Origin of the sequence: Methylobacterium gossipiicola, assembly GCF_900113485.1 — a bacterium.
Taxonomy (GTDB): Bacteria; Pseudomonadota; Alphaproteobacteria; order Rhizobiales; family Beijerinckiaceae; genus Methylobacterium; species Methylobacterium gossipiicola.
In genome coordinates this window covers 74,682-96,978 of record NZ_FOPM01000016.1, presented here as the reverse complement: position 1 = coordinate 96,978, position 22,297 = coordinate 74,682, and the positions used below count along the sequence as shown (strand labels likewise).

The window sequence follows — 22,297 nt, the reverse complement described above, 5'->3', positions numbered from 1 at the left end:
CGATGACTCAGTTGGCGAAGCGGAAATGCAGCACGTCGCCGTCCTGGACGACGTACTCCTTGCCTTCCAGGCGGAACTTGCCGGCTTCCTTGGCGCCGGCCTCGCCCTTCAGGGCGACGTAATCGGCGAACGCGATGGTCTCCGAGCGGATGAAGCCCTTCTCGAAATCCGTGTGGATCACGCCGGCCGCGGCGGGGGCGCGGGTGCCCTTCTCGATGGTCCAGGCGCGGGCCTCCTTGGGGCCGACGGTGAAGTAGGTGATGAGGCCGAGAAGCTCGTAGCCGGCGCGGATCACCCGGTTGAGGCCCGGCTCCGTCAGCCCCACGGCCTCCAGGAACTCGCCCTGATCGGCCAGGGGCATCACGGCGATCTCGCTCTCGATCTTGGCCGAGACGACCACGGCCTTGGCCCCCTCGGCCTTGGCCCGGGCCATGACGGCCTCGGAATAGGCGTTGCCCTTGTCCGCATCACCCTCGTCGACGTTGCAGACGTAGAGGACGGGTTTGGCCGTCATCAAACCGAGGGTCTGGAACAGGGCCTCTTCCTCGGGCTTGCGCTCCACGAGGCGGGCGGGCCGGCCCTCGCGCAGGAGCGGCAGGGCCCGGTTCACGAGGTCAAGGGCCTCCTTGGCTTCCTTGTCGGCGCCCTTGGCCTTCTTCTCCAGGGCGAAGAGGCGCTTCTCCAGGCTGTCGAGGTCGGCGAGCATGAGCTCGGTCTCGATGGTCTCGATATCGGCGGCGGGATCGACCTTTCCCTCGACATGGGTGACGTCGCCGTCGGTGAAGCAGCGCACCACATGCGCGATGGCGTCGACCTCACGGATGTTGGCCAGGAACTGGTTGCCGAGCCCCTCCCCCTTCGAGGCGCCGCGCACGAGGCCGGCGATGTCCACGAAGGTGAGGCGGGTCGGGATGATCTCCTTCGAGCCGGCGATGCGGGCGAGATCGTCCAGGCGCGCATCCGGCACCGCCACCTCGCCGACATTCGGCTCGATGGTGCAGAACGGGTAGTTCGCCGCCTGCGCCGCCGCCGTCTGCGTCAGCGCGTTGAAGAGGGTCGACTTGCCCACGTTCGGCAGGCCGACGATGCCGCATTTGAAGCCCATGGTGTCAGTCCTAATGCTCGGTCGTGACGGCCTCGGGGCCGACGGTGAAAGGGTTGAGGATCGTTGTCCCGTGGATCGTCCTGCCGTGCTGGTAATCCTCCGACAGGAGGTAGCGGCAGCCGGACCGGATCGCGGCGGCGAGAATCACGCAGTCCCACCACTGGAAGCCTGTCTCCTTCCGGATCCTCCAGGCCCGCGCGATGAGTTCGAGATCGGTGGCGCCGTGTGAGAATGGCTGCAACGCGGCGGTCGTGCGCTGCAACTCTCCCTCGTCGACCCTGATCTTGCCCCGCAGGACGGCGTTGTGGAGTTCGCCGAGGATTTGGGGACTGACGACCAGCGCCTCGCGCTGCGCCAGCGTCGCGAGCCAGAGCGCGGCCGCGCTCTGCTTGTCGGGATAACGATCGTCACGGGCGTAGAGAAGAACGTTCGTATCGACGAAAACACGTTCAGTCGTCATCGTAGAGCTGCGACGTGGTCGGAGCTTTTCCGTTCTCGTCCAGGACGTGGAGCGGCGGCCCGGACAGGAAGATGTCGAGGGCTTCGCGCTGGGTCATTGGCCGGCCAACCCGCTGCTCCACGGCCTCGGCGACAAATTTCGACAGGCTCTTGCCATCACGCGCGGCCGCAACCCGCGCCCGCTGCAGCAGCGTCTCGCTCATGGTCACGGTCACGTTCTTCATCGCCGCCTCCGGAATCGCCCCGATATCGTGTCCTCGTGTTTTCGTGTCAATCACGGGCGTTGACCGCCTTCACGTCGTCCCAGCCCCGGCCCGCCATGGCGAGGTGGACCTTGTTCTGGAAGCTCGCATCCTCGCCCGCCGCCAGCAGCGGAATGTTGTCGGCCACCGCCCGGTCGAGGTCGTCGACCCAGGCACTCTCGCCCTTGCCGAAATCGTTGAGCACGTAGGCATGGACGAGGGCCTTGTCGCCCGGATGCCCGATGCCGAGGCGGACCCGGCGATAGTCGTTGCCGCACTGGGCCGTGATGGAACGCAGGCCGTTGTGGCCCGCATTGCCGCCCCCGAGCTTCACCCGGACCTTGGCCGGCGCCAGATCGAGTTCGTCGTGGAGCACGATCACGTCGGCCAGCGCGATCTTGTAGAAGCGCTGCGCCTCCGCGACGGACCGGCCCGACTCGTTCATGAAGGTCTGGGGCTTGAGCAGGATCGCCCGCTCGGGGCCGAGGGCCACTTCGGCGATCTCGCCCTGAAATTTCTTCCGCCACGGCCCGGCCCGGTGAACGCGGGCGATCTCGTCGATGGCGAGGAAACCGATATTGTGGCGGTTGCGGGCATAGCGGGGGCCCGGATTGCCGAGGCCGACGATCAGGCGCATGGCGCGGTGGTCCTGTCGGAGAAGGGGGCCTGGAAACAGGAATGCCCCGGCCTCGCGGCCGGGGCATCGTCAGAGAAAGAGAACCGGGGGAGCCCCCAGGTCTCAGTCCTCCTTCTTCTCGCCCTCGGCGGCGTCTTCCGAAGCCGCTTCCTCGGCGGCCTCGGCCGACTGGGCCTCGGCGATGGCGGCCTCTTCGGCCTCGACCTCGGCGCCCAGCACCGTCGGCGGCACGATGTTGGCGACGGTCGCATCCGGCTCACCCGTGAAGGTGGCGCCCGCGGGCAGCTTCACATCGGTGATGTGGATGGCGTCGCCGATCTGGCGGCCGGTGAGGTCGATCTCGATGGCCTCGGGGATCGCGTCAGGGGCGACGTCCAGGGCGAGGGTGTGCAGCACGACGTTCAGGGTACCGCCGTTCTGCTTGATGCCGGGAGCCGCCTCGTCGTTGACGAAGTGCACCGGCACCTCGACGGTGATCGACTGGCCGGCGACGACGCGCAGGAAGTCGACGTGCAGCGGCACGCCGCTCACCGGATCGAGCTGGAAGTCGCGCGGGATCGCGCGGGTCTTCTTGCCGCCGGCGTTGATCTCGAACAGCGTGGTCTTAAAACCGCCGGCGTAGATCAGGGTGCGGGTGCGGATGAGGTCGATGGCGATGGCCTGCGGGGCCTGGCCACCGCCGTAGATGACGGCGGGAACGTGGCCCTGGCGACGAACGGCCCGGGCGGCCCCCTTGCCGACCCGGTCGCGTGCCACGGCCTCAAGCGTCTTGACTGCGCTCATGGCGTGATCCTTCAAAGATTGAAACAAGTCGAAAAACGAGGAAAGCCGCCCGAAACGGACGGCCACACCGAATTCCGATCCGCGCCCGTGCCTCCAAGGGTGTCTGGCGGGCGCCGCGATGCCTATAGCCGCAAGTGCCCCGTGCGGCAACCCGGCAGGGCCACGCTTCGGCGCCGGAACGCCGGCCTATTTCCCGCCCACCGCCAGGGCGCGGCGGGCCTCGGCCTGACCGCTGACGTCACCGAAATACTTCGTCGAATCGCCGAGCTGCACCGAGGGCTGGCAGTTCGGGGTGCAGGAATACGACTCACGCTCCAGGCCACGCTGGACCGTGACGACGGCGGCCTGGGGCGCCTGCACCCGGATGGTCGATTCCGCCAGCATGTTGCCGCCCCGGTCGAGGGCGATGAGGTTGGTCGAGCCGAAGCTCTTGCCCGTGAGGATGACGACGCCGTTCTTCTGCAAGGCGACATCGGCGATGATCGGATTGCCGACGATCACCGTCTGGGTGTTCTCGGGCAGGCGGATCAGCTTCGCGTTGTCCACCGTCACGGCCACGATGGCGGAGGCTTCGGCCAGAGCCGCGTGCGGTGCCGCGACCGCACTCGCGTAGAACGCGCCGAGGACCATCATCGCCATTCGGAGGGCGTCGCGCCGGTGTCTCGGGGGCCGATCGTCCATGGGTGGGGCACTCGTGTGTACGGACCGGTTCGCCCCGGGGAAGGGGCCGACCGGCGCTCATGCTCGACTCAGCACGAAATTGGTAAATGTCGGCCTAACCCCTGCGATGGGTGACGTCGAAGACGGCCGACGGAGGATTCCGGCCCAGCCGCACCACGCAAACGCACCTCCGTCGTTCGATGCGGACTTGTATTTACCAAGGATTTACCATCGAAAATTCAGATCAAATGCCCCCGAGTTTCACCGGGCCGTTTAACTGAAATGCAAGGTGGCCGGGGCAACTTCCTCCTGTCGCCGGACGATACGTGACGAGATTCGACGGCATTACCTATTCCCTGCCAGGCGAACCAATAAGGATCCCAGGTCATGACGAACATGTTCAAGCGCTTCGCGTCCGACGAGTCCGGTGCCACCGCCATCGAGTACGGCCTGATCGCCTCGCTCATCGCGGTCGCGATCATCGCCGCCCTCAATACGCTCTCGACCAAGATCAGCGGCACCTTCACGGTCGTCGGCAACAGCCTCAAGCAGAGCTGATAGGGACCGGTCTGCCTTTCGGCGGCGGCCCGTCGGGTCAACGCTTCGACGGAAGGGACCCTAACGGCGGCGCGCCACAAAATTTGCGCCGCCTTTACGATTCCGCGCGACTCCACCGCCAGCCGACGAGATTCGCCATGGGCGCCGCGAGCGTTCTCATCGTCTTCCCGTTCCTGATGGCCTATGCCGCCGTGAACGATCTTCTGACGATGCTGATCCCCAATCGGATCACCCTCGCCCTGGTGGCCGGCTTTGCCGTGTTCGCCATGGTGTTCGGCCTGGGCTGGCACGACGTAGCCCTGCATGCCGGTGCCGGCCTCCTCGTCCTCGCCGCGACGTTCACGCTCTTCGCCCTCGGCCATATCGGCGGGGGCGATGCCAAGCTCGCCGCCGGCACGGCGCTCTGGATCGGGTTTGGCAACCTCGTCGACTACCTCACCCTCGCGGCCCTCGCGGGTGGAGTCCTGACCCTGGCGATCCTCGCCCTGCGCTCGCAGCCGCTGCCGGTGTTCGTCGGCCCGTCCCTGTCGCGGATGCCGTTCCTCCTTCACCTGCACGATAAGAACACCGGCGTGCCCTACGGCATCGCCCTCGCCTTCGCGGCGGTGATGGTCCTGCCCGACACGGCGATCTGGTCGCGCGCCCTCGGGCTCTGACGGCCACCGGCCGGCGCCGGGACCGCCCTCCCCGATCGGGCGACGCGGCTCCCCAGTTAGAACGGACAGATTCCCGACCCGGTCGCGGGGTTCGGACCGCCATGAGAGAATTCATTAACCGTAATTTGAGGATTGCGACGGCAACCTGATGGCGTTCGGCATTTGGCCGTCCGACAGGTTGACCCCGGTGATGACACCCGCACGCCTCGCCGTCCTTGCCATCGCCCTCGTCACGGGAGGGCTCGCCGCCTTTCTGATGAGCGGCGAGGACAAGCCCCCGGCCCCCGTGCTGACGGCTGCGCCGCCACCACCGCCGACGTTGCCCACCACCGATGTCCTCGTGGCGGCGGCCGAACTCCCCATGGGGCAAACGATCCAGACGGCGGATCTGCGCTGGCAGCCCTGGCCGGACAACGCCATGGGCGCGGGGTATATCGCCCGGACCACCCAGCCGAAGGGGCTGGAAGAGATCGCCGGCTCCATCGTGCGCTCGAGCTTCCTCGCGGGCGAGCCGATCCGGCCGCAGAAGCTCGCCCGGTCGGACGGCAGCTTCATGGCCGCCATCCTGCCCCCCGGGATGCGGGCCGTCGCCATCGTCACCGATAGCCGTGGTTCGAGCTCCGCCGGCGGCTTCATCCTGCCCAACGATCACGTCGATCTCATCCGCACCTATCGCGACGAGGACGCCGCGCAGTCGGGCAGGCCCGACGCCCAGGTGTCCGAGACGGTGCTCACCGATATCCGCGTCCTCGCCATCGGGCAGATCGTGCAGGAGCGCAACGGCACCAACGTCGTCACCGGCGAAACCGCGACCCTGGCCCTCACCCCGGCCCAGGCCGAACTCGTCACCCTCGCCCAGAAGGTCGGCCAGCTCTCGCTGTCCCTGCGCAGCCTCACGGATGCGGGCCGCGCCACGGACGCGGCACCGGAGGCGCGCGCGGATGCGAGCATGACCGTCGTCCGCTTCGGCGTCTCCAAACAGCAGTCGCGACGTTGATGGCTCCGGCGGACGCGATGACAGGAACCCTTCCCATGCCCCGACGCTGGATCGACGCCCGTCGCCCGTCCGCCCTCGCGGTCGTGGCGGCCTGCTTCCTCGCCGGTCCCGTCGCGGCCCGGCCGGCCCCGCGGCTCGCGCCCGCCCCCGTCCTCGACGGCTACGAAGGCGGCGCCCGCAAGATCGAGATGACCACGGGACGCTCCATCGTCATCGACCTGCCGCGCGACGCCAAGGAGGTGTTCGTGGCCAACCCGAAGATCGCCAACGCCGTGGTGCGCTCGACCCGCAAGGTGTTCATCATCGGCATGGAGGACGGCGCGACCTCGATCTTCATCATGGATGCCGAGGGCCGCCAGATCACCGCCCTCGACGTCACCGTGGCGCGGGACCTCCAGCTCGGCGCCCTGCGCCAGCTCCTGACCCAGAGCATCGCCGGCGGCCGGTTCGACATCCGCACGGCGGGCGCGTCGATCATCCTGTCGGGCAGCGTCAACTCGGCGGCGGAGGCCTCCCAGGCCCTCGACATCGCCAATGCCTTCGTGGGCCAGTCCGGTTCGGCGGGCTCCGGCAACGCCACCCTGGGCGCCGCGCCCGGCGGCGGACTGACGCGCGGCGCGGTGATCAACAACATCACCATCCGGGGCCGCGATCAGGTGATGCTGCGCGTCACCGTCGTGGAGGTCGCCCGCACGGTGCTGAAGCAGTTCGGCATCAATGTGAACGGCAGCTGGTCCGGCCTGAACCTCGCCAACGTGACGCCGTTCACGCTCTCGGGCGGCCAGTTCCCGGCCGGGAACCAGCTCGCCGGCACCATCAACGGCGCGGGCGGCGCCAGCATCACCGCGACCCTGCGGGCCTTCGAGCAGGCCGGCGTGTCACGGGTGCTGGCCGAGCCGACGCTCACGGCCATCTCGGGCGAATCGGCGAACTTCACCGCCGGCGGTGAAATCCCGGTCCCGGCGAGCCAGACCTGCACACCGAGCGCCGTCGCCGGGGCCGCGCCGGTCTGCGTCGTCGGCATCGCCTTCAAGCCCTACGGCGTCACCCTCAACTTCACGCCCGTGGTCCTGGGCGAGAACCGGATTTCCGTGCGGGTCGGCACCTCGGTGAGCGAGATCGATCCGCAGAATTCCTACACCTTCGTCAACGGCAGCACGCAATCCGCGGTGCCGGGCCTGACCGTCCGCAAGTCGGAGACGACGGTGGAACTCGCCTCCGGCGCCACCATGATGACCGCCGGCCTCATCCAGCAGAAGAGCAAGGCGGCGGTGAACGGCCTGCCCGGCCTCGTCAACCTGCCGGTCATCGGTGCCCTGTTCCGGTCGCGCGACTACCAGCGCCAGGAGACGGAGCTGATGATCATGGTCACCCCCTACATCGCCAAGGCCATGGAGGCGCGCCAGGTCGCGCGGCCCGACGACGGCTTCGTCGACGCCCAGGACTCGCAGGGCATCCTCCTCGGCCGCCTCAACCGCCTCTACGGCGCCGCCGGCGCCAGCCCCCTCGGGCCGACCTATCGCGGCCGCGTCGGCTTCATCACCGACTAGTGCTCTGACGCAATCACTTCGTTCATGCGTCAGAGCACGAGGCTTTTGCTTTTGCATCACTTTTCCCGGACACGGCTGAAGCCTCCGTCTGGATCGATGCAGTAGGCGGTCCGCCCGTCAGACCCCGATCCGCCAGGACCCTTCCCATGCCCGCGCCCCTCAAGATCAAGACCGTGGCCGCGCTCGCCGCCCTGGCGGGACTCGTCGGTGCCTGCCAGAACCGGGCGCCGCTGACGACGGGCGCGCTCTATCCGCACGATTACCGCGCCCGCCACCCCATCGCCCTCGCGGATGGGACCCGCAGCCTCGACGTCTTCGTCACCGGCACCGGACATCTCGATCCGCGCCAGGCCGACGACATCGACGCCTTCCTCCTCGAATTCCGCCGCTACGGTCGCGGCACCCTCGTCCTCGACCTGCCGCGCGGCGTCGCCCCGGCGATGGGCGTTGCCGTGGAGCGCACGGGGGCGGCGATCCGCCGGATGGGCGCGCGGGCCGGCCTCGGGGCGGGCCAACTCATCGTGACCGGTTACATTGTGGCGAGTCCGGGCCTCGCGACGCCCCTGCGCCTGAGCTTCCAGAGGATGGAGGCGAAGGTCGTCGGTCCCTGCGGGGTGTGGCCCCAGGATCTCGGGGTCGGCGATCCCGGCTTCACCGGGCGCAACGAACCCGCCTGGAACCTCGGCTGCGCCACGCAATCGAACGTCGCCGCTCAGATCGCCGATCCCGTCGACCTCGTGCGCGGCCGCACGGAGGGACGCATCGACACGATCCGTCGCACGCGGAACATCGAGAAAATGCGTAACGGAAATGATCCGTCAATTCCCTGGCGGCAAGATGGCAAAACAAGCGTGAAGACTCAGGTGACCGAATAGCTCTCGTCGCACCGGATCGGCTCCTTCACCCGAGGGGCGGACCGAGGCGTCACTCGGACACCGCGTGGTCCGAAGCGCCCCCTCGAGGCAACCCGAACCGGAAACGAACGTCATGGCGGAGCCGAACCAGACACCCGAGCGCATCATCGCCCCGGTGCCGCGGATCACGATCCAGGCCTTCTGCGAGACCCAGGACACGGCGGCCGTCATCGAGGCCGCCACCAGCGACCGGCGGATGCAGAAGGCGCATGTGAAGGTCCAGATGGGCGGCGGAGCCGCCGCCGTCGAAGCCTATCGCCATGCGCCGACGCCCAACGTCATCGTCATCGAGACCCAGGGCGCGAAATCGCGCCCCATCGAATGCCTCGACGCCCTGGCCGATGTCTGCGATCCCGGCACCAAGGTGATCATCGTCGGCCACGTCAACGACGTGATGCTCTACCGGCAGTTCATCCAGCGCGGGGTGAGCGAGTACCTCATGGCGCCCATCGATCCCATCGGGCTGATTCAGGCGGTGTCGGATCTGTTCTCCGCCCCGGGGGTCAAGCCCGTCGGCCGCACCATCGCGGTGGTGGGGGCCAAGGGCGGAGTGGGCGCCTCCACCCTCGCCCACAACCTCGCCTGGACCATCGCCCGGGAGCAGGACACCGCCACGGTCATCGCCGACCTCGACATCGCCTTCGGGACCGCGAGCCTGAACTTCAACCAGGACCCGCCCCAGGGCATCGCCGAGGCCGTGTTCAGCCCCGAGCGCCTCGACGCGAACCTCCTCGACCGCCTGCTGTCGAAATGCAGCGACAACCTCACCCTGCTCGCCGCGCCGGCGACCCTCGACCGGACCATCGACCTCGGCGAACCGGCCCTCGACGCGGTGATCGACCTCCTGCGCGGGGCGGTGCCGTGCATCGTCCTCGATGTGCCCCATGTCTGGACCGCGTGGTCGCGGCGCCTCCTGATCTCCGCCGACGAGATCCTGATCGTGAGCGCGCCCGAGCTCGCCTCCCTGCGCAACACCAAGAACATGCTCACCCTGCTGCAGCAGAACCGGCCCAACGACCATCGCGCCCGCGTGGTCCTCAACGGCGTCGGCATGCCGAAGCGGCCCGAAATCAGCGCGGCGGAATTCGCCAAGGCCCTCGACGCGCCGATCTTCGCGAGTCTGCCGTTCGATGCGAACCTCTTCGGCACGGCGGCGAATAACGGCCAGATGATCGGCGAGGTCCAGGCCGGCGCGAAGGCCACGGACGTGTTCTCGACCCTCGCCGCGACCCTCGTGGGCCGCCCCGAGACGCGGCGCGGACGCGCCAACATCCTCGAACCGCTGCTGGCGCGCCTGCAGCGGCGCAAGGTTTCGTGATGCCCCTGTCCCACCCGGCCGGAGCGGCGCATCATGTTCGGTAGGAGACAAGCCGCCGCCGCGCTGGCAGCGCCCAAGGCCCCCGCGCCGCGTCCCGAACCGACGCAACCGATCCATCAGGAGACGGTGACTCGGCCGCGCGTCGAGGTGGCGAAGATCGTCGCCGCGCCGGAAGCCCCGGCGAAGTCGGAGGATTATTTCCGCACGAAGAGCATGATCTTCGGCGCCCTCATCGAGGCCATCGATCTCGCGCAGCTCGCGCGGCTCGACGCCGAATCCGCCCGCGAGGAAATCCGCGACATCGTCTCGGAGATCATCGGCCTCAAGAACATCGTCCTGTCCATCAACGAGCAGGAGGAGTTGCTCGACGACATCGGCAACGACGTTCTCGGCTACGGCCCTCTGGAGCCCCTGCTGATGCGCGACGACATCGCCGACATCATGGTCAACGGCGCCAACCGGGCCTTCATCGAAGTCGGCGGCAAGATCCAGCTCACGGGCGTGCGCTTCCGCGACAACCAGCAGCTCATGAACATCTGCCAGCGAATCGTCAGCCAGGTCGGCCGACGCGTCGACGAATCCTCGCCGATCTGCGACGCCCGCCTGCCGGACGGCTCGCGCGTCAACATCATCGCGCCGCCGCTGGCCCTCGACGGGCCGATCCTGACCATCCGTAAGTTCCGGAAGGACAAGCTCACCCTCGACCAGCTCGTCGGCTTCGGGGCGATTTCCCCGGAAGGCGCGCGCATCCTGCAGATCATCGGCCGGGTGCGCTGCAACGTCGTCATCTCGGGGGGCACCGGCTCGGGCAAGACGACGCTGCTCAATTGCCTCACCGCCTATATCGACCATGACGAGCGGGTGATCACCTGCGAGGACGCCGCCGAACTCCAGCTGCAACAGGCCCACGTGGTGCGCCTCGAGACCCGCCCGCCCAACATGGAGGGCTCGGGCCAGGTCACCATGCGCGACCTCGTGAAGAACTGCCTGCGCATGCGCCCCGAACGCATCATCGTCGGCGAGGTGCGCGGCGCGGAGGCGTTCGACCTGCTGCAGGCCATGAACACCGGCCATGACGGCTCCATGGGGACGCTCCACGCCAACTCGCCCCGCGAGGCCCTGAGCCGCCTCGAATCGATGATCACCATGGGGGGCTTCACCCTGCCGTCCCGGACCCTGCGCGAGATGATCTGCGGCTCCATCGACGTGATCATCCAGGCGTCCCGCCTGCGTGACGGCTCGCGCCGCATCACCCACATCACCGAGGTGCTCGGGATGGAGGGTGACGTGATCATCACCCAGGACCTGTTCCTCTACGACATCCTCGGGGAGGACGCGAACGGCAAGCTCGTCGGGCGCCACCGCTCCACCGGCATCGGCCGCCCGAAATTCTGGGAGCGCGCGCGCTACTACGGCGAGGAGCAGGCCCTCGCGGCGGCCCTCGACGCGGCGGCCGGAAGCGCGGGCCTCGATTCATGATCGCCCGGTCCGCGCAGGCCCATCCGGGGTCCGCCACCCCGCCTCGGGGAGGCGACGACGTCCGCGCCCGGGCGGTGGCTTCGTGAACGCCCACATGCCCCTCGCCGCCGGTCTCGCCGCCGTCGCGGCGGGTGCCGTCGCCTGGGTGGTGCTCACGCCGCTCCTGACCGGGGAGAAGCGCGCCGCCCAGCGCCGCAAGGCCATGAGCAGCCCCTCGCAGCAGGTGATCGCTCGCGTGACCTCCACCACGCGTCGCGAGCAGGTCGCCAAGAGTCTCAAAGAGGTCGAGGCCAAGAAGACCGGCGCGCGCGTCAGCCTCGAACTCAAGATCGCCCGGGCCGGCCTCACGGTGAGCAAGGGGCGGTTTCAGACCCTGGCGGTCCTCCTCGGCCTGGTCGCGGGCCTGCTGGGGCTGACCGTGACGGGCAGCCCCCTCGCCGCCCTCGCGGCCCTCTTCGCCGGCGGTTTCGGCCTGCCCCTGTGGTTCCTCGCCTTCTGCCGCAAGCGCCGCATCGCCCGCTTCATCGCTGAACTGCCCACGGCCATCGACATCATCACGCGCGGCATCCGCGCCGGCATCCCCCTGAGCGACTGCTTCCGCATCATTTCGCGCGAGGCGGAGGAGCCGATCCGCTCGGAATTCCGCATGGTGGTCGAATCCCAGACCCTCGGCGTGTCCCTCGGCGACGCCCTGCTCAAGATGTACGAGCGGGTCCCGGTCTCCGACGTGAACTTCTTCGCCATCGTCATCGGTATCCAGGCGAAGGCCGGCGGCAACCTGTCGGAGGCGCTCTCGAACCTCTCGCGCGTCCTGCGCGAACGCAAGAAGATGGCCGCCAAGATCCAGGCGATGAGCATGGAGGCGAAGGCGTCCGGCGGGATCATCGCCGCCCTGCCCTTCATCGTCGCGCTCCTCACCTATTTCGCCAGTCCGGATTACGTCTCGTTGCTGTGGACGACGGACATGGGCAGGGTCGCCCTCGTGGGCTCGGCGATCTGGATGTCGCTGGGCGTCTTCACCATGAAGAAGATGATCAGTTTCGATTTCTGAACTCCTGTTTCGAACGTTTGGGCCGAACGCGCGCGCATCATGCTGGACCATATCGCCGACAAGCTGATCGATCCGCGCTTCCTCGGCATGGCGCTGAGCGGCATCGCGGCCGCGGCCACCGCCTTCGCCCTGGTCCAGCCCCTGCTCGAGCCCGATCGCCTGAAGCAGCGGATGAAGATCGTTGGCGACGAGCGTGAGCAGATGCGCCTGCGCGAGCGCGAGCGACTGGCCGGCGCCAACGCCAAAGTGAACCTGCGGGTGGCGCCCAAGGCCTACATGAAGAGCGCGGTGGAGCAGTTCAATCTCGACCGCTGGCTCGGCACCGAGACGGCGCGCCAGCAACTGCTCATGGCCGGCTACCGCTCGCCGGGGGCCGAGACCACCTTCCTGTTCTTCCGGATGGTGATGCCCATCGCCATGCTGGTGGCGGCCTTCCTCTATCTGTTCGTCCTGAAGGTCATCGATCAACCGGCGACGATCCGGATGATGATCGTGATCGGCGCCACATTGCTCGGCGTCAAACTCCCGGAACTCTACCTGCTCAACGCCACCAAGAAACGACAGACGGAGATCCGCCAGTCCTGGCCGGACGCCCTCGACCTCATGCTGATCTGCGTCGAATCCGGTATGTCCGTCGAGAACGCGTTCCGACGGGTCAGCACCGAGATGGCTCCGCAATCGGTGGTACTGGCCGAGGAACTGGCGGTCATGACGGCCGAATTGTCGTTCCTGCCCGACCGGCGGGTCGCTTACGAGAACCTCGCGAGCCGGACGGGCCTCGACGCCGTCAAGGCGGTGACGACGGCGCTGATCCAGGCCGAGCGCTACGGAACGCCCGTGGGTCAGGCCCTGCGGGTTCTCTCGCAGGAGAGCCGCGACATGCGGATGAACGAGGCCGAGAAGAAGGCCGCCGCCCTGCCGCCCAAGCTCACCGTGCCGATGATCCTGTTCTTCCTGCCGGTGCTGTTCGTCGTGATCCTGACGCCGGCGGCCATTCAGATCTTCCGATAGGCGATCTGGTCCGCGCGGTAGGGCGCGAACCAGCCGAGCCCCGACGCCGTGTCGGCGACGGGATTGTATTCACAGCCAATGAACCCCGCATAGGCGAGGCGATCGAGTTCCGAGAACAGGAACGCGTCGCTCATCTCGCCCGTCCCCGGCTCGTGGCGGTCCGGTACGCTCGCGGTCTGGACGTGGCCGATCATCGGCATGAGGGCGCGCAGGCGCGTGGTCACGTCCCCGTGCAGGATCTGACAATGGTAGAGGTCGAACTGGAGCTTCAGGTTCGGCAGGGCGAGGTCGCGGATGAGATCGGCGGCCGCCTCGAAATCGTCGAGGAAGTATCCCGGCATGTTGCGGCCGTTGATGGGCTCGATGACGAGGTCGAGGCCCTCCCGGGCGAGGCGCTCGGCGGTCCAGGCCACGGCGCGGCGATAGGCGGCCCGCGCCTCGGGATCTCGCGGATCGGCCAACCCCGCCATGAGGTGCAGGCGGGCGGCGCCCGTGGCGGCGGCATAGGCGAGCCCGGTCTCGACCCCCGCCTGAAGGTCCGCGAACCGGTCCGGCAGGGCGGCGAGGCCGCGCTCGCCCGCCGCCCAGTCTCCGGGCGGCAGGTTGAACAGCGCGAGGGTCAGGCCATGCCGGGCGAGGCGCTCGGCGATGGCCTCGGGGGAATGCGCGTAGGGAAACAGGAACTCGACGGCGGTGAAGCCGGCTTCCGCCGCCGCCGCGAACCGATCGAGGAACGCGACTTCCGTGAACAGGAGGGTGAGGTTGGCGGCAAATAGCGGCATCGCATCGATCTCTTGGGCTTCCGGTTCCGACCCCGGTCGGCCTCTACGTCCGTGTCCCGGCAACCACAACCCTGGGGCCGAAGGCTTCGTCAGAGGCGCGAACGCGTCGCGGCCGGGGCCACGCAGCGGTGATCTGTCCACATGCGAGTGGTACGCTCAGCACAATCCCACGACTCGCGGTTCAGGAGGTTTCGCGTAAAACGAGTCTCGAACGGATCGCCCGCTCCGGAAGACGACCCGCACCAAGGCTTCGATGATTTCCTTCGACACGCCCTTCCTCGTCTCGGTGCTGCAGATCGTCTGGATCGATCTCCTCCTGTCCGGCGACAATGCCGTGGTCATCGCCCTCGCGTGCCGCGCCCTCCCCCCGGATCAGCGACGGGTCGGCATGCTGCTCGGCGCCGGAACGGCGGTGCTCCTGCGCATCGTCTTCGCCCTGGCGATCACTTGGCTCCTGGCGGTCCCATTCCTGCGGGTGGTCGGGGGGCTGCTGCTCCTCTGGATCGCCGTGAAGCTCGCCCTCGGCGAGGACGAGGAGGCCCATCAGGTCGACGGCGGCACGTCCCTGTGGCGCGCCGTGCGGACCATCGCGGTGGCCGACGCGGTGATGAGCCTCGACAACGTCGTCGCCATCGCGGCGGCCGCCCGGGGGCACGTCGCCCTGTTCGTCTTCGGCCTGCTCCTGTCGATCCCCCTCATCGTCGTGGGAGCGACCCTCATCGCCCGCCTCCTCCAGGCCGTGCCGGCCATCGTCTGGGCCGGCGCCGCCCTCCTCGGTTGGATCGCCGGCGAGATGATCGTCACCGACCCGATGGTCGCCCGCCAGGTCGGCGACCTGCGGCACGCCGCGACCCTCGGCGCCGCGACGGGCGCCGTCCTGGTGATCGGCGTCGCCGCTCTCCTCGCCCGGCAACGCCCGCGGACGGCCGGGGGGAGCCAGCGTGCTTGATCCCCCCGCCCCCCGGCGCCTTCACCGGTACGCCCTGGAAGCCAGCCTCGCCGCCGGAGCGCTGCTCCTCGGCGGCTGGCAGATCGCCCGCCTCCCCGAGACGCTTCCGGCCGACATCGCCACGGGTTGGCGCGATTTCGCGACCACGGAACGGGCGATCCCGGCCCTGATCGTCGTCCTGTGCGCCTGCGTGCTCGCCGGCCTCGCCCTCGCCCGCCATCGCCGAAGCCGCTCCCGCACCGAGGCCGAGGGGCGCGAGCGGCATCTGTTCGGCGACCTTTTCGAGACGGAGCCCGATCCGCAGATCCTGTTCGCGGTCGCCCCCGGGGGGGCGATCCGGATGGTGCGGGCGAACGCCGCCGCGCGCCGCGCCCTGGGATCGCGGGAGGGGGCGCCCCAAGGCGCCGGTTCGGATATCGGACCCTCCGAGATCCCGGCGGCGATGCGCCCCCATCTCGCGCGGGTCGTCGCCACGGGCGAATCGTTTCAGGTCGCCGATGGCGGTGTGCGACTCGGGGACCTGCCCCGCCTCGATGCCCGCTACCTGCCCCTGCGCGAAATCCCATCGGGACCCGTAACCCGCATCTGCGTGCGTCTGAGCGACCGCAGCCGCCTCGACGCCGCCGAGGCCGAGGCCCGCGATGCGATGCGCCTCCTCCGAATCGCCGAGACGATCGCCCATGTCGGCCATTGGCACATCGATCTCGCGACCGCCCGGGTGACGTGGTCGGATGCCGTCTACCGCATCCACGGCCTCGACCCCGCGACGTTCACGCCGACGATGGAGGCCGGGAAGCAGGCCTGCCACCCCGACGACCGGGCCCGCGTCGAAGCCGCCATGGCCCGCGCGATCCAGCAGAAGACAGGTTTCGAGTTTCGCCTGCGCATCGTCCGGCCGGACGGCGAAATCCGCGACGTGTTCGCCCGTGGAATCCACCGGATGGCGGACGAAACCGGGGGGGCGGCCCTGTCCGGCGTATTCGCCGACATCACCGACCGGAGGCAGGCCGAACGGGCTTTGGCCGACAAGTCGGCCCTCCTCGAAGCGACCCTGGAGAGCATCGACCAGGGCCTGATGGTGATCGCTGCCGACGGCACCGTACCGGTCGCCAACCACCGCGCCGTGGAGATCCTGCGCCTGCCCGCCGGAATGGTCGCCCAGCGGCCCGAGTACCGGGACGTGCGCCGCCATTGCCGCGCCACGGGGGCCTGGGGTGTCCTGATCCAGGACCCCGCCCATTGGCACCTCGACGGCGAGCGCCGGACCACGGACCTGCGCTCGGAACGGCGCCGCGAGGACGGCAGCGTCATCGAGATCCGATCCCTGCCGATGCCCGACGGCAAGGGCCACGTCCAGACGCTCACCGACATCACCGACCGCCGCGTGGCCGAGACCCGCCTGCGGGACAGCGAGGCCCGCTACCGGCTGCTCGCCGACCATACCTCGGACCTCATCCTCCTCGACGATTCGAGCGGACGCCACATCTACATCTCTCCGGCCGTCGTCCCCATGCTCGGCTACACCATCGACGAGGCGAACGCGGCCGGGCTGCGCACCCTCGTCCACCCCGAGGACATCGCCAACCTGTCGGCGACCCTGCACGCCCTCTCGGCAAAGCGCCCGACGGGCTCGGCGGTGTATCGCCTGCGGCACAGGAACGGCCACGACATCTGGGTCGAGGCGGCGTTCCGGCGCATCGAGGATCAGGGCGACGTCCAGATCATCCACGCCATCCGCGACGTGACGGAGCGTCACCGCCAGGAGATCGACCTGGAACGGGCCAAGCTCGCGGCGGAGGCCGGGGCCCGGGCCAAGGCCGAGTTCCTCGCCAATATGAGCCACGAGCTGCGCACACCGCTGACGGGTATGCTCGGGGTCCACGACCTCCTCATGGGCGACGCGACCCTGAGCGTGTCGCAGGCCCGCCTCCTCGGCCTCGCCCAGGAAGCGGGGCGCTCACTCCTCACCATCGTCAACGACATCCTCGACTTCTCGAAGATCGAGGCCGGCCAGCTCGCCATCGAGGCGGTGCCGTTCGGCCTTCGTGCTCTCCTGGAAGCGTGCCGCGAACTCTCCGTCGAGGCGGCGCGGGGACGGCCCGTGGCCATCGGGGTCGAGGTGGCGCCCGGAATGCCCGATTGGTTCATCGGCGATCCGACCCGCCTGCGTCAGGTACTGCTGAACCTCGCCACCAACGCCATCAAGTTCACGGCGCAGGGCAGCGTGACCCTGCGAGCGCGCTGGAGCGATCGCGACGCCGTGCCCCTCGTCACCATCGAGGTGATCGATACGGGCATCGGGATCGCGCCCTCCGCCATGGCGCACCTGTTCGAGCGCTTCGCCCAAGCCGACGGTTCGATCTCGCGCCAGTACGGCGGCACCGGCCTCGGCCTCGCCATCTCGAAGCGCCTCGTCCGGCTCATGCGCGGCGAGATCGGCGCCACCAGCCGCCTCGGGGTCGGGTCCACGTTCTGGTTCACCCTGCCCCTGCCGCTCGCCCAGACGACGGATGCGCGCCCCGGACGCACCGCCCTCACGGCCCCCGCCCCCCGGGCTCGCCGCCTGCTCCTCGCCGAAGACAATCCCATCAATCAGGAGATCATCGCCACGGTGCTACGTCAGAAGGGCCACACCGTCACGGTGGTGGACGATGGCGAGGGCGCCGTGAACGCCGTCGCGGCGCAAGCCTCCCTCGACCAAGCCCCCTTCGACCTCGTGCTCATGGACGTGCAGATGCCGGGCCTCGACGGCCTCGCGGCGACCCGAGCCATCCGGGAGGCGGAAACGGAGACCGGGCGGGCTCGGCTTCCCATCGTGGCGCTCACGGCCAACGCCCTGGTGGAGGAGATCGACCGCTGCCGGGCCGCCGGCATGGATGCCCACGTGGCCAAGCCCGTCGATTGGACGACCTTGTTCTCCACCATCGACGGCCTGCTGTCGCGGGACGCGGACGCGCATCCGTAAGGGGGTCAGCCTTCGAGGACGCCCCAGGACGGCTTCCACACGGATTTCGGATCGATCACCACGATCTCGAGGCCGCCCTCGTTGGCGACGTGCACGGCGATGCCGAACGCCTGGCCCACGGGCAACGTCCCGGTGCTGCTGAACAGCGCCCCATCGGCGAGCTTGACCGCGCCGGTCACCGCGCCGTCCGCCTCGTCCAGGCACAGGGTGACGGCGCCCGCCACGGGGGCGCCGACGCGCCGGAAGGGTTTGGCCATGCGAGAGCGTCTCCGCGTTGAACGAAAAAAGGGCGGCTGTGACGCCGCCCTTCTGGATAGATCGGTGTTGGCCGATCAGCGCTTCGAGAACTGGAAGCTGCGACGGGCCTTCTTGCGGCCGTACTTCTTGCGCTCGACCACGCGGCTGTCGCGGGTGAGGAAGCCTTCGCGCTTGAGCGGCGTGCGCAGCTCGGGCTCGTAGTAGGTGAGCGCCTTCGACAGGCCGTGGCGCACGGCGCCGGCCTGACCCGAGAGACCGCCGCCATGCACCGTGACGGTGATGTCGTACTGGTCGACGCGGTTGGCGATCTGCAGGGGCTGGCGCAGGATCATGCGCAGCACCGGGCGGGCGAAGTAGGTCTCGACGCTGCGGCCGTTGACCACCACGGTGCCGTTGCCGGGCTTGATCCAGACGCGGGCGACGGCGTCCTTGCGCTTGCCGGTGGCGTAGGCGCGGCCCTGGGCGTCGAGCTTCTGCACGTGCACCGGAGCGGCGTTCTCGGGGTTCTCGACGTTGCCGCGGGTGAGGTCGGAGAGGGACTGAAGGGTCGCCATGATCAAGCGCTCACGTTCTTGCGGTTGAGGCTGCCGACGTCGAGCGCCTGCGGCTGCTGGGCGGTGTGGGGATGCTCGGAGCCCTTGTAGACCCGGAGGTTGCCCATGATCTGGCGGAACAGGGGACCGCGCGGGAGCATGCGCTCCACGGCCTTCTCCACGACGCGCTCGGGGAACCGGCCGTCGAGGAGGAACTTCGCGGTCCGCTCCTTGATGCCGCCCGGGTAACCGGTGTGGTGGTAGTACACCTTCTGCTCGCGCTTGCGGCCGGTGAACTTCACCTTCTCGGCGTTGATGACGATGACGTTGTCGCCGCAATCGACGTGGGGCGTGTAAGCGGCCTTGTGCTTGCCACGCAGGCGCATCGCGATGATGGAGGCGAGCCGGCCGACGACCAGGCCCTCCGCATCGACGATGATCCACTTCTTGTCGACATCGGCGGGCTTCAGCGAATAGGTCTTTTGCGCGCTGCTCATCCCGTGAGGTCCATACTGTGCTTGGAAAAGGGTGCGCCGCCGCGTCGAGGACGCAGCGGCGTTGGGCGGTCTCTAGGGGGTGAACGAACCGCCGTCAAGGGCGAATGCGGTTCGGCACGCGAGAACGACGAAAACCTCAGTTTTTTCAGTCAGTTCATCGAAGTGGTATGGGAATACCGCATTTTGAGCGCATCCCCCTCATCGCTCCGGCGGGATCGCGTACGTCCCCGTGGCGTGGCAGACGAGGTCCTCCGAATCGGGCGCGGTGATCGCTACCTCGCCCACGGCGAGGCGGCGCCCGAGCTTCAGCAGCCGCGCCTCCGCCACCAACCCCGTCGGGCCGGGCTTGCGCAAAAAGTTGAAATTCAGACTGGTGGTGACGGCGAGCGCCACGGGGCCGATGCTCGCGAGAATCGCCGCGTAGAGGGCGTAATCGGCGAGCGCCATCATGGCCGGTCCCGACACGGTGCCGCCGGGGCGCAGGTGCCGGGCGTGGTGGTCCATCCGTATCGTCGCGCGCGACGGCCCGACCCCGACGAGGTGATAGCTGCGCCCGCCGTGATGCATCTGCGGGAACGCCGCATCGAGGAACGCCACGGTCTCGTCGAGGGTCATCGCGGATGTCGCCATGCCTCCCCTTGCAGCACGCCCCGCCCTGCCCGACAACCGGGCATGGCCCACGATTCCTACGACCCCGCCCTGATTCGCCGCGTGCTCACCGAGACGAAGAGCATCGCCCTGGTCGGCGCCTCGGCCAATCCCGCCCGCCCGAGCCACCACGTCATGGCGTTCTTGCTCGCGCGCGGGTTTCGCGTGATCCCGGTCAATCCTGGGCTCAGTGGGCGAACGCTCCTTGGCCAGACCGTGGTGGCGCGGCTCGCCGATCTGCCCGAGCCCGTCGATTTGGTGGACATCTTTCGCTCATCTGACGCGGCGGGGGGTGTGGTGGATGAGGCGCTGGCCTTGGCCCAGCCGCCGCGCTTTATTTGGATGCAGATAGGAGTGCGGGATGAGGCGGCGGCTGCGAGAGCAGAGGCGAAGGGGGTCGTGGTGGTGATGGATCGATGCCCGAAGATTGAACTGGCCTGATCGCAATACACCTAATCACTTTACAATTTTAAAGCCGCCAACCGGCTGCTATAATCATCAATTGCTAAATCAATTCTCTTGAGAATGATTTCAAACTTAGAGAAGTCATACTTGCTTGCATTCTGTCTAACATGCTCAGAAAGCGCCTTTTTTCCATAGTGCTTTTTCTCATCGAAACCTTTACCACCCAGATGAAAAACTTTATTTTCTAATTTTACTCTAGATGCATTTGGATCTAGAAAATCTTCAATCATGGAAATACTATTTTTATTCGGAATAGGCGTAAGGATGACGTACAAATTCCTCGTGTAATAAGTAAAATCTGCCGTTTTTATATCGCCCGGTATAATCGATTTTCCTCGAAGTATTTGCATTATTGAATTCGCGCCGCTATCGTTATCACCAAATATAATTACGCATTTATCCGCCCAGCGCTCACCCACAATACTCATATCATTGTCATAATTCTGCAGGAAAGACTTCTGCTGGTCTGACCCGCCGTTCAACGCAGTGTATATCGTAATATGGGGCGTTACATTCAATAGTTTTACCTGAGGATTACCATCTGCACGTCTTGCGACATTCTTGAATTTATGGCCAAGTTTATCAATCGCAATCTTCAAATACGTGTTGTCTGTTTCACCCTCGCAAATTATAAGAGTTTCTTTGTGAGCAAAAAATCTTTCATAATAAGTCAATCTCCGATACAATAATTCAGGGCCAACCATCTTACGAGAATTTAGAAGTGGGATATTAGATTTTCTTCTTGCATAGCAGATATGATTTACTTGACCTATTATATGGCCCAGCGTCACTTGGCGATCAGTTGTATGTATACTAGCGGTTGAAGGATCCCTTTTGAATGCAACGCCGTCCTTGAACATATGATCCGCAGCGGCTCTAGCCCATTTATATACCGGCCGGCTAACGCTAACTTGTTTATTTACCACTAAACCAGTCACTATTTGCCGAGTCCCAGCAATGCTCATATTGGTTTTTTGGATATTCAACTTAAAACCGCTCTTGGATATAACTTTCAATATCCCAGAGCCAGCAATCCACTTTTTTGAAGATACATCAAAAATTGCTATATCATCTGGAAATAAATCTTTATTTGTTGAAAAAGTAATATCATCAGCATAGCGCGAATAACGGCACCCGTTATCTCTGGCAAGCTTCCTAAGCTTCTGATCCAAAGGCATTGCAATAAAATTCGAAATTATAGGCGAACAAGGACTTCCTTGTGGTAGAAACGTACCTCCGCCGTCGATTCTGTGGCACGACAGATTTGCGATCAAATTAGCCACTTTTGGGTGCAATAAAAAGTCGTTGTTTTTTTCAAAGAAGCTGCAGATTCTTCCAAAGTGTATTGAATGGAAAAAATTTTCCAAATCAAAATTCATCACATAGTTCTTGTTACGGTGCGCCCAGGCGTTTGAGAAAATTGAACGACCAGGGTGGAACCCGTGAGAAACAGGGCGCACAACTCCTTTCTTAGTTTCTATTTCGCTTAAACATATTTGCAAGAGATTAGCCAATGCTTTTTGCACAAACTTAATTTCACGATGCGGGACATGAATAACTCGATGACCACCTGTCGATTTCGGAATTAGAAAAGTAGAATATCTGTTTTGAACCGGGATACCGTATACAGCTCGGGTCAACTGTTTCAATGAAATTCCAAGAGCATTAGCAAAACCAAATTTCCCCTGAGAATTTTTCAGTTGGTTCATTCGTTCTATTGACATGGTAAGCTTGCAGGCACTCTCTATGCGCAGGATGACAGTCAAGGTCACCAGGATCA

The 22,297-nt window shown here is 66.3% G+C and carries 24 protein-coding genes; 12 read left to right on the top strand and 12 right to left on the bottom strand.

The features are described 5' to 3' along the window. Positions 1 to 7 precede the first annotated feature (7 nt). From ychF to BM249_RS14450, 6 genes are all read right to left on the bottom strand, one after another. The gene (ychF, locus tag BM249_RS14475; protein WP_091973005.1) at positions 8 to 1,105 is read right to left on the bottom strand and encodes a redox-regulated ATPase YchF; all 1,098 of its coding nucleotides are present in this window, start codon (positions 1,103 to 1,105) and stop codon (positions 8 to 10) included. A 10-nt stretch (positions 1,106 to 1,115) separates the two neighbouring features. Further along, positions 1,116 to 1,565: a PIN domain-containing protein gene (locus BM249_RS14470; protein ID WP_091973002.1), complete on the bottom strand. Its 450-nt coding sequence runs from the start codon at positions 1,563 to 1,565 to the stop codon at positions 1,116 to 1,118. Further along, positions 1,555 to 1,788 (bottom strand): hypothetical protein, encoded by a 234-nt coding sequence (locus tag BM249_RS14465; protein WP_091972999.1) that lies wholly within the window; start codon positions 1,786 to 1,788, stop codon positions 1,555 to 1,557. Before BM249_RS14465 ends, BM249_RS14470 begins: the two co-directional genes overlap by 11 nt. A gap of 46 nt (positions 1,789 to 1,834) precedes the next feature. Beyond that, positions 1,835 to 2,443, bottom strand: a complete 609-nt coding sequence (gene pth / locus BM249_RS14460) for an aminoacyl-tRNA hydrolase (RefSeq protein ID WP_091972998.1) — start codon at positions 2,441 to 2,443, stop codon at positions 1,835 to 1,837. 102 nt (positions 2,444 to 2,545) lie between these two features. Next, complete coding sequence (locus tag BM249_RS14455) at positions 2,546 to 3,226, bottom strand: 50S ribosomal protein L25/general stress protein Ctc (protein WP_091972995.1); 681 nt, start codon at positions 3,224 to 3,226, stop codon at positions 2,546 to 2,548. A 186-nt stretch (positions 3,227 to 3,412) separates the two neighbouring features. Then, positions 3,413 to 3,856: a pilus assembly protein N-terminal domain-containing protein gene (locus BM249_RS14450; RefSeq protein ID WP_425284831.1), complete on the bottom strand. Its 444-nt coding sequence runs from the start codon at positions 3,854 to 3,856 to the stop codon at positions 3,413 to 3,415. Positions 3,857 to 4,273: 417 nt separating this feature from the next. Here BM249_RS14450 and BM249_RS14445 point away from each other — a divergent pair, with 417 nt between their 5' ends. The 9 genes from BM249_RS14445 to BM249_RS14405 all read left to right on the top strand — a co-directional run bounded on the left by BM249_RS14445 (position 4,274) and on the right by BM249_RS14405 (position 13,420). Continuing rightward, the gene (locus tag BM249_RS14445; RefSeq protein WP_091972989.1) at positions 4,274 to 4,444 is read left to right on the top strand and encodes a Flp family type IVb pilin; all 171 of its coding nucleotides are present in this window, start codon (positions 4,274 to 4,276) and stop codon (positions 4,442 to 4,444) included. A gap of 137 nt (positions 4,445 to 4,581) precedes the next feature. After that, the gene (locus tag BM249_RS14440) at positions 4,582 to 5,100 is read left to right on the top strand and encodes an A24 family peptidase (protein ID WP_091972986.1); all 519 of its coding nucleotides are present in this window, start codon (positions 4,582 to 4,584) and stop codon (positions 5,098 to 5,100) included. A 190-nt stretch (positions 5,101 to 5,290) separates the two neighbouring features. Further along, positions 5,291 to 6,097: a Flp pilus assembly protein CpaB gene (cpaB, locus tag BM249_RS14435; protein ID WP_091973048.1), complete on the top strand. Its 807-nt coding sequence runs from the start codon at positions 5,291 to 5,293 to the stop codon at positions 6,095 to 6,097. Positions 6,098 to 6,132: 35 nt separating this feature from the next. Further along, positions 6,133 to 7,647, top strand: a complete 1,515-nt coding sequence (locus tag BM249_RS14430; RefSeq protein ID WP_091972983.1) for a type II and III secretion system protein family protein — start codon at positions 6,133 to 6,135, stop codon at positions 7,645 to 7,647. Positions 7,648 to 7,793: 146 nt separating this feature from the next. Beyond that, the gene (locus BM249_RS14425; protein ID WP_091972981.1) at positions 7,794 to 8,522 is read left to right on the top strand and encodes a CpaD family pilus assembly protein; all 729 of its coding nucleotides are present in this window, start codon (positions 7,794 to 7,796) and stop codon (positions 8,520 to 8,522) included. A 112-nt stretch (positions 8,523 to 8,634) separates the two neighbouring features. Beyond that, entirely contained in the window at positions 8,635 to 9,879 is a 1,245-nt protein-coding gene (locus BM249_RS14420; protein WP_091972978.1) for a CpaE/TadZ family protein, read from the top strand. Between the two features lie 33 nt (positions 9,880 to 9,912). After that, positions 9,913 to 11,358, top strand: coding sequence for a TadA family conjugal transfer-associated ATPase (locus tag BM249_RS14415; RefSeq protein WP_091972975.1), 1,446 nt, complete (start codon positions 9,913 to 9,915; stop codon positions 11,356 to 11,358). Between the two features lie 94 nt (positions 11,359 to 11,452). Continuing rightward, positions 11,453 to 12,409 (top strand): type II secretion system F family protein, encoded by a 957-nt coding sequence (locus tag BM249_RS14410; RefSeq protein ID WP_091972972.1) that lies wholly within the window; start codon positions 11,453 to 11,455, stop codon positions 12,407 to 12,409. A 39-nt stretch (positions 12,410 to 12,448) separates the two neighbouring features. Then, complete coding sequence (locus BM249_RS14405) at positions 12,449 to 13,420, top strand: type II secretion system F family protein (protein ID WP_091972969.1); 972 nt, start codon at positions 12,449 to 12,451, stop codon at positions 13,418 to 13,420. Here BM249_RS14405 and otnI read toward each other — a convergent pair. After that, on the bottom strand, positions 13,405 to 14,202 hold the full coding sequence (gene otnI, locus BM249_RS14400) for a 2-oxo-tetronate isomerase (protein ID WP_091972967.1): 798 nt from the start codon (positions 14,200 to 14,202) through the stop codon (positions 13,405 to 13,407). The genes BM249_RS14405 and otnI overlap by 16 nt on opposite strands. A 253-nt stretch (positions 14,203 to 14,455) precedes the next feature. On the opposite strand from otnI, the gene BM249_RS14395 reads away from it, so the two are divergent. Together BM249_RS14395 and BM249_RS14390 are read left to right on the top strand one after the other, a co-directional pair. Beyond that, positions 14,456 to 15,151: a TerC family protein gene (locus tag BM249_RS14395; protein WP_177232422.1), complete on the top strand. Its 696-nt coding sequence runs from the start codon at positions 14,456 to 14,458 to the stop codon at positions 15,149 to 15,151. Then, complete coding sequence (locus tag BM249_RS14390; protein WP_091972962.1) at positions 15,144 to 18,116, top strand: PAS domain S-box protein; 2,973 nt, start codon at positions 15,144 to 15,146, stop codon at positions 18,114 to 18,116. The genes BM249_RS14395 and BM249_RS14390 overlap by 8 nt, the downstream gene beginning before the upstream one ends. Before the next feature lie 5 nt (positions 18,117 to 18,121). Here the strand turns inward: BM249_RS14390 and BM249_RS14385 are convergent, their stop codons facing one another. The 4 genes from BM249_RS14385 to BM249_RS14370 all read right to left on the bottom strand — a co-directional run bounded on the left by BM249_RS14385 (position 18,122) and on the right by BM249_RS14370 (position 20,034). After that, positions 18,122 to 18,373 carry a hypothetical protein gene (locus BM249_RS14385; protein WP_091972959.1) on the bottom strand — a complete coding sequence of 84 codons (252 nt, stop codon included), beginning with the start codon at positions 18,371 to 18,373 and terminating at the stop codon, positions 18,122 to 18,124. A 75-nt stretch (positions 18,374 to 18,448) separates the two neighbouring features. Then, complete coding sequence (rpsI, locus tag BM249_RS14380; RefSeq protein WP_091972956.1) at positions 18,449 to 18,928, bottom strand: 30S ribosomal protein S9; 480 nt, start codon at positions 18,926 to 18,928, stop codon at positions 18,449 to 18,451. A 2-nt stretch (positions 18,929 to 18,930) separates the two neighbouring features. Beyond that, entirely contained in the window at positions 18,931 to 19,404 is a 474-nt protein-coding gene (gene rplM / locus BM249_RS14375; RefSeq protein WP_091972953.1) for a 50S ribosomal protein L13, read from the bottom strand. A gap of 198 nt (positions 19,405 to 19,602) precedes the next feature. Continuing rightward, on the bottom strand, positions 19,603 to 20,034 hold the full coding sequence (locus tag BM249_RS14370) for a PaaI family thioesterase (protein ID WP_091972950.1): 432 nt from the start codon (positions 20,032 to 20,034) through the stop codon (positions 19,603 to 19,605). A gap of 42 nt (positions 20,035 to 20,076) precedes the next feature. Between BM249_RS14370 and BM249_RS14365 the strand changes: the two genes are divergently transcribed. Further along, a complete protein-coding gene (locus BM249_RS14365; RefSeq protein WP_091972947.1) occupies positions 20,077 to 20,493 on the top strand; it encodes a CoA-binding protein in 417 nt (138 codons plus the stop codon). Positions 20,494 to 20,513: 20 nt separating this feature from the next. Here the strand turns inward: BM249_RS14365 and BM249_RS14360 are convergent, their stop codons facing one another. Further along, a complete protein-coding gene (locus BM249_RS14360) occupies positions 20,514 to 22,289 on the bottom strand; it encodes a retron Ec67 family RNA-directed DNA polymerase/endonuclease (protein WP_177232421.1) in 1,776 nt (591 codons plus the stop codon). Positions 22,290 to 22,297: the final 8 nt, after the last annotated feature.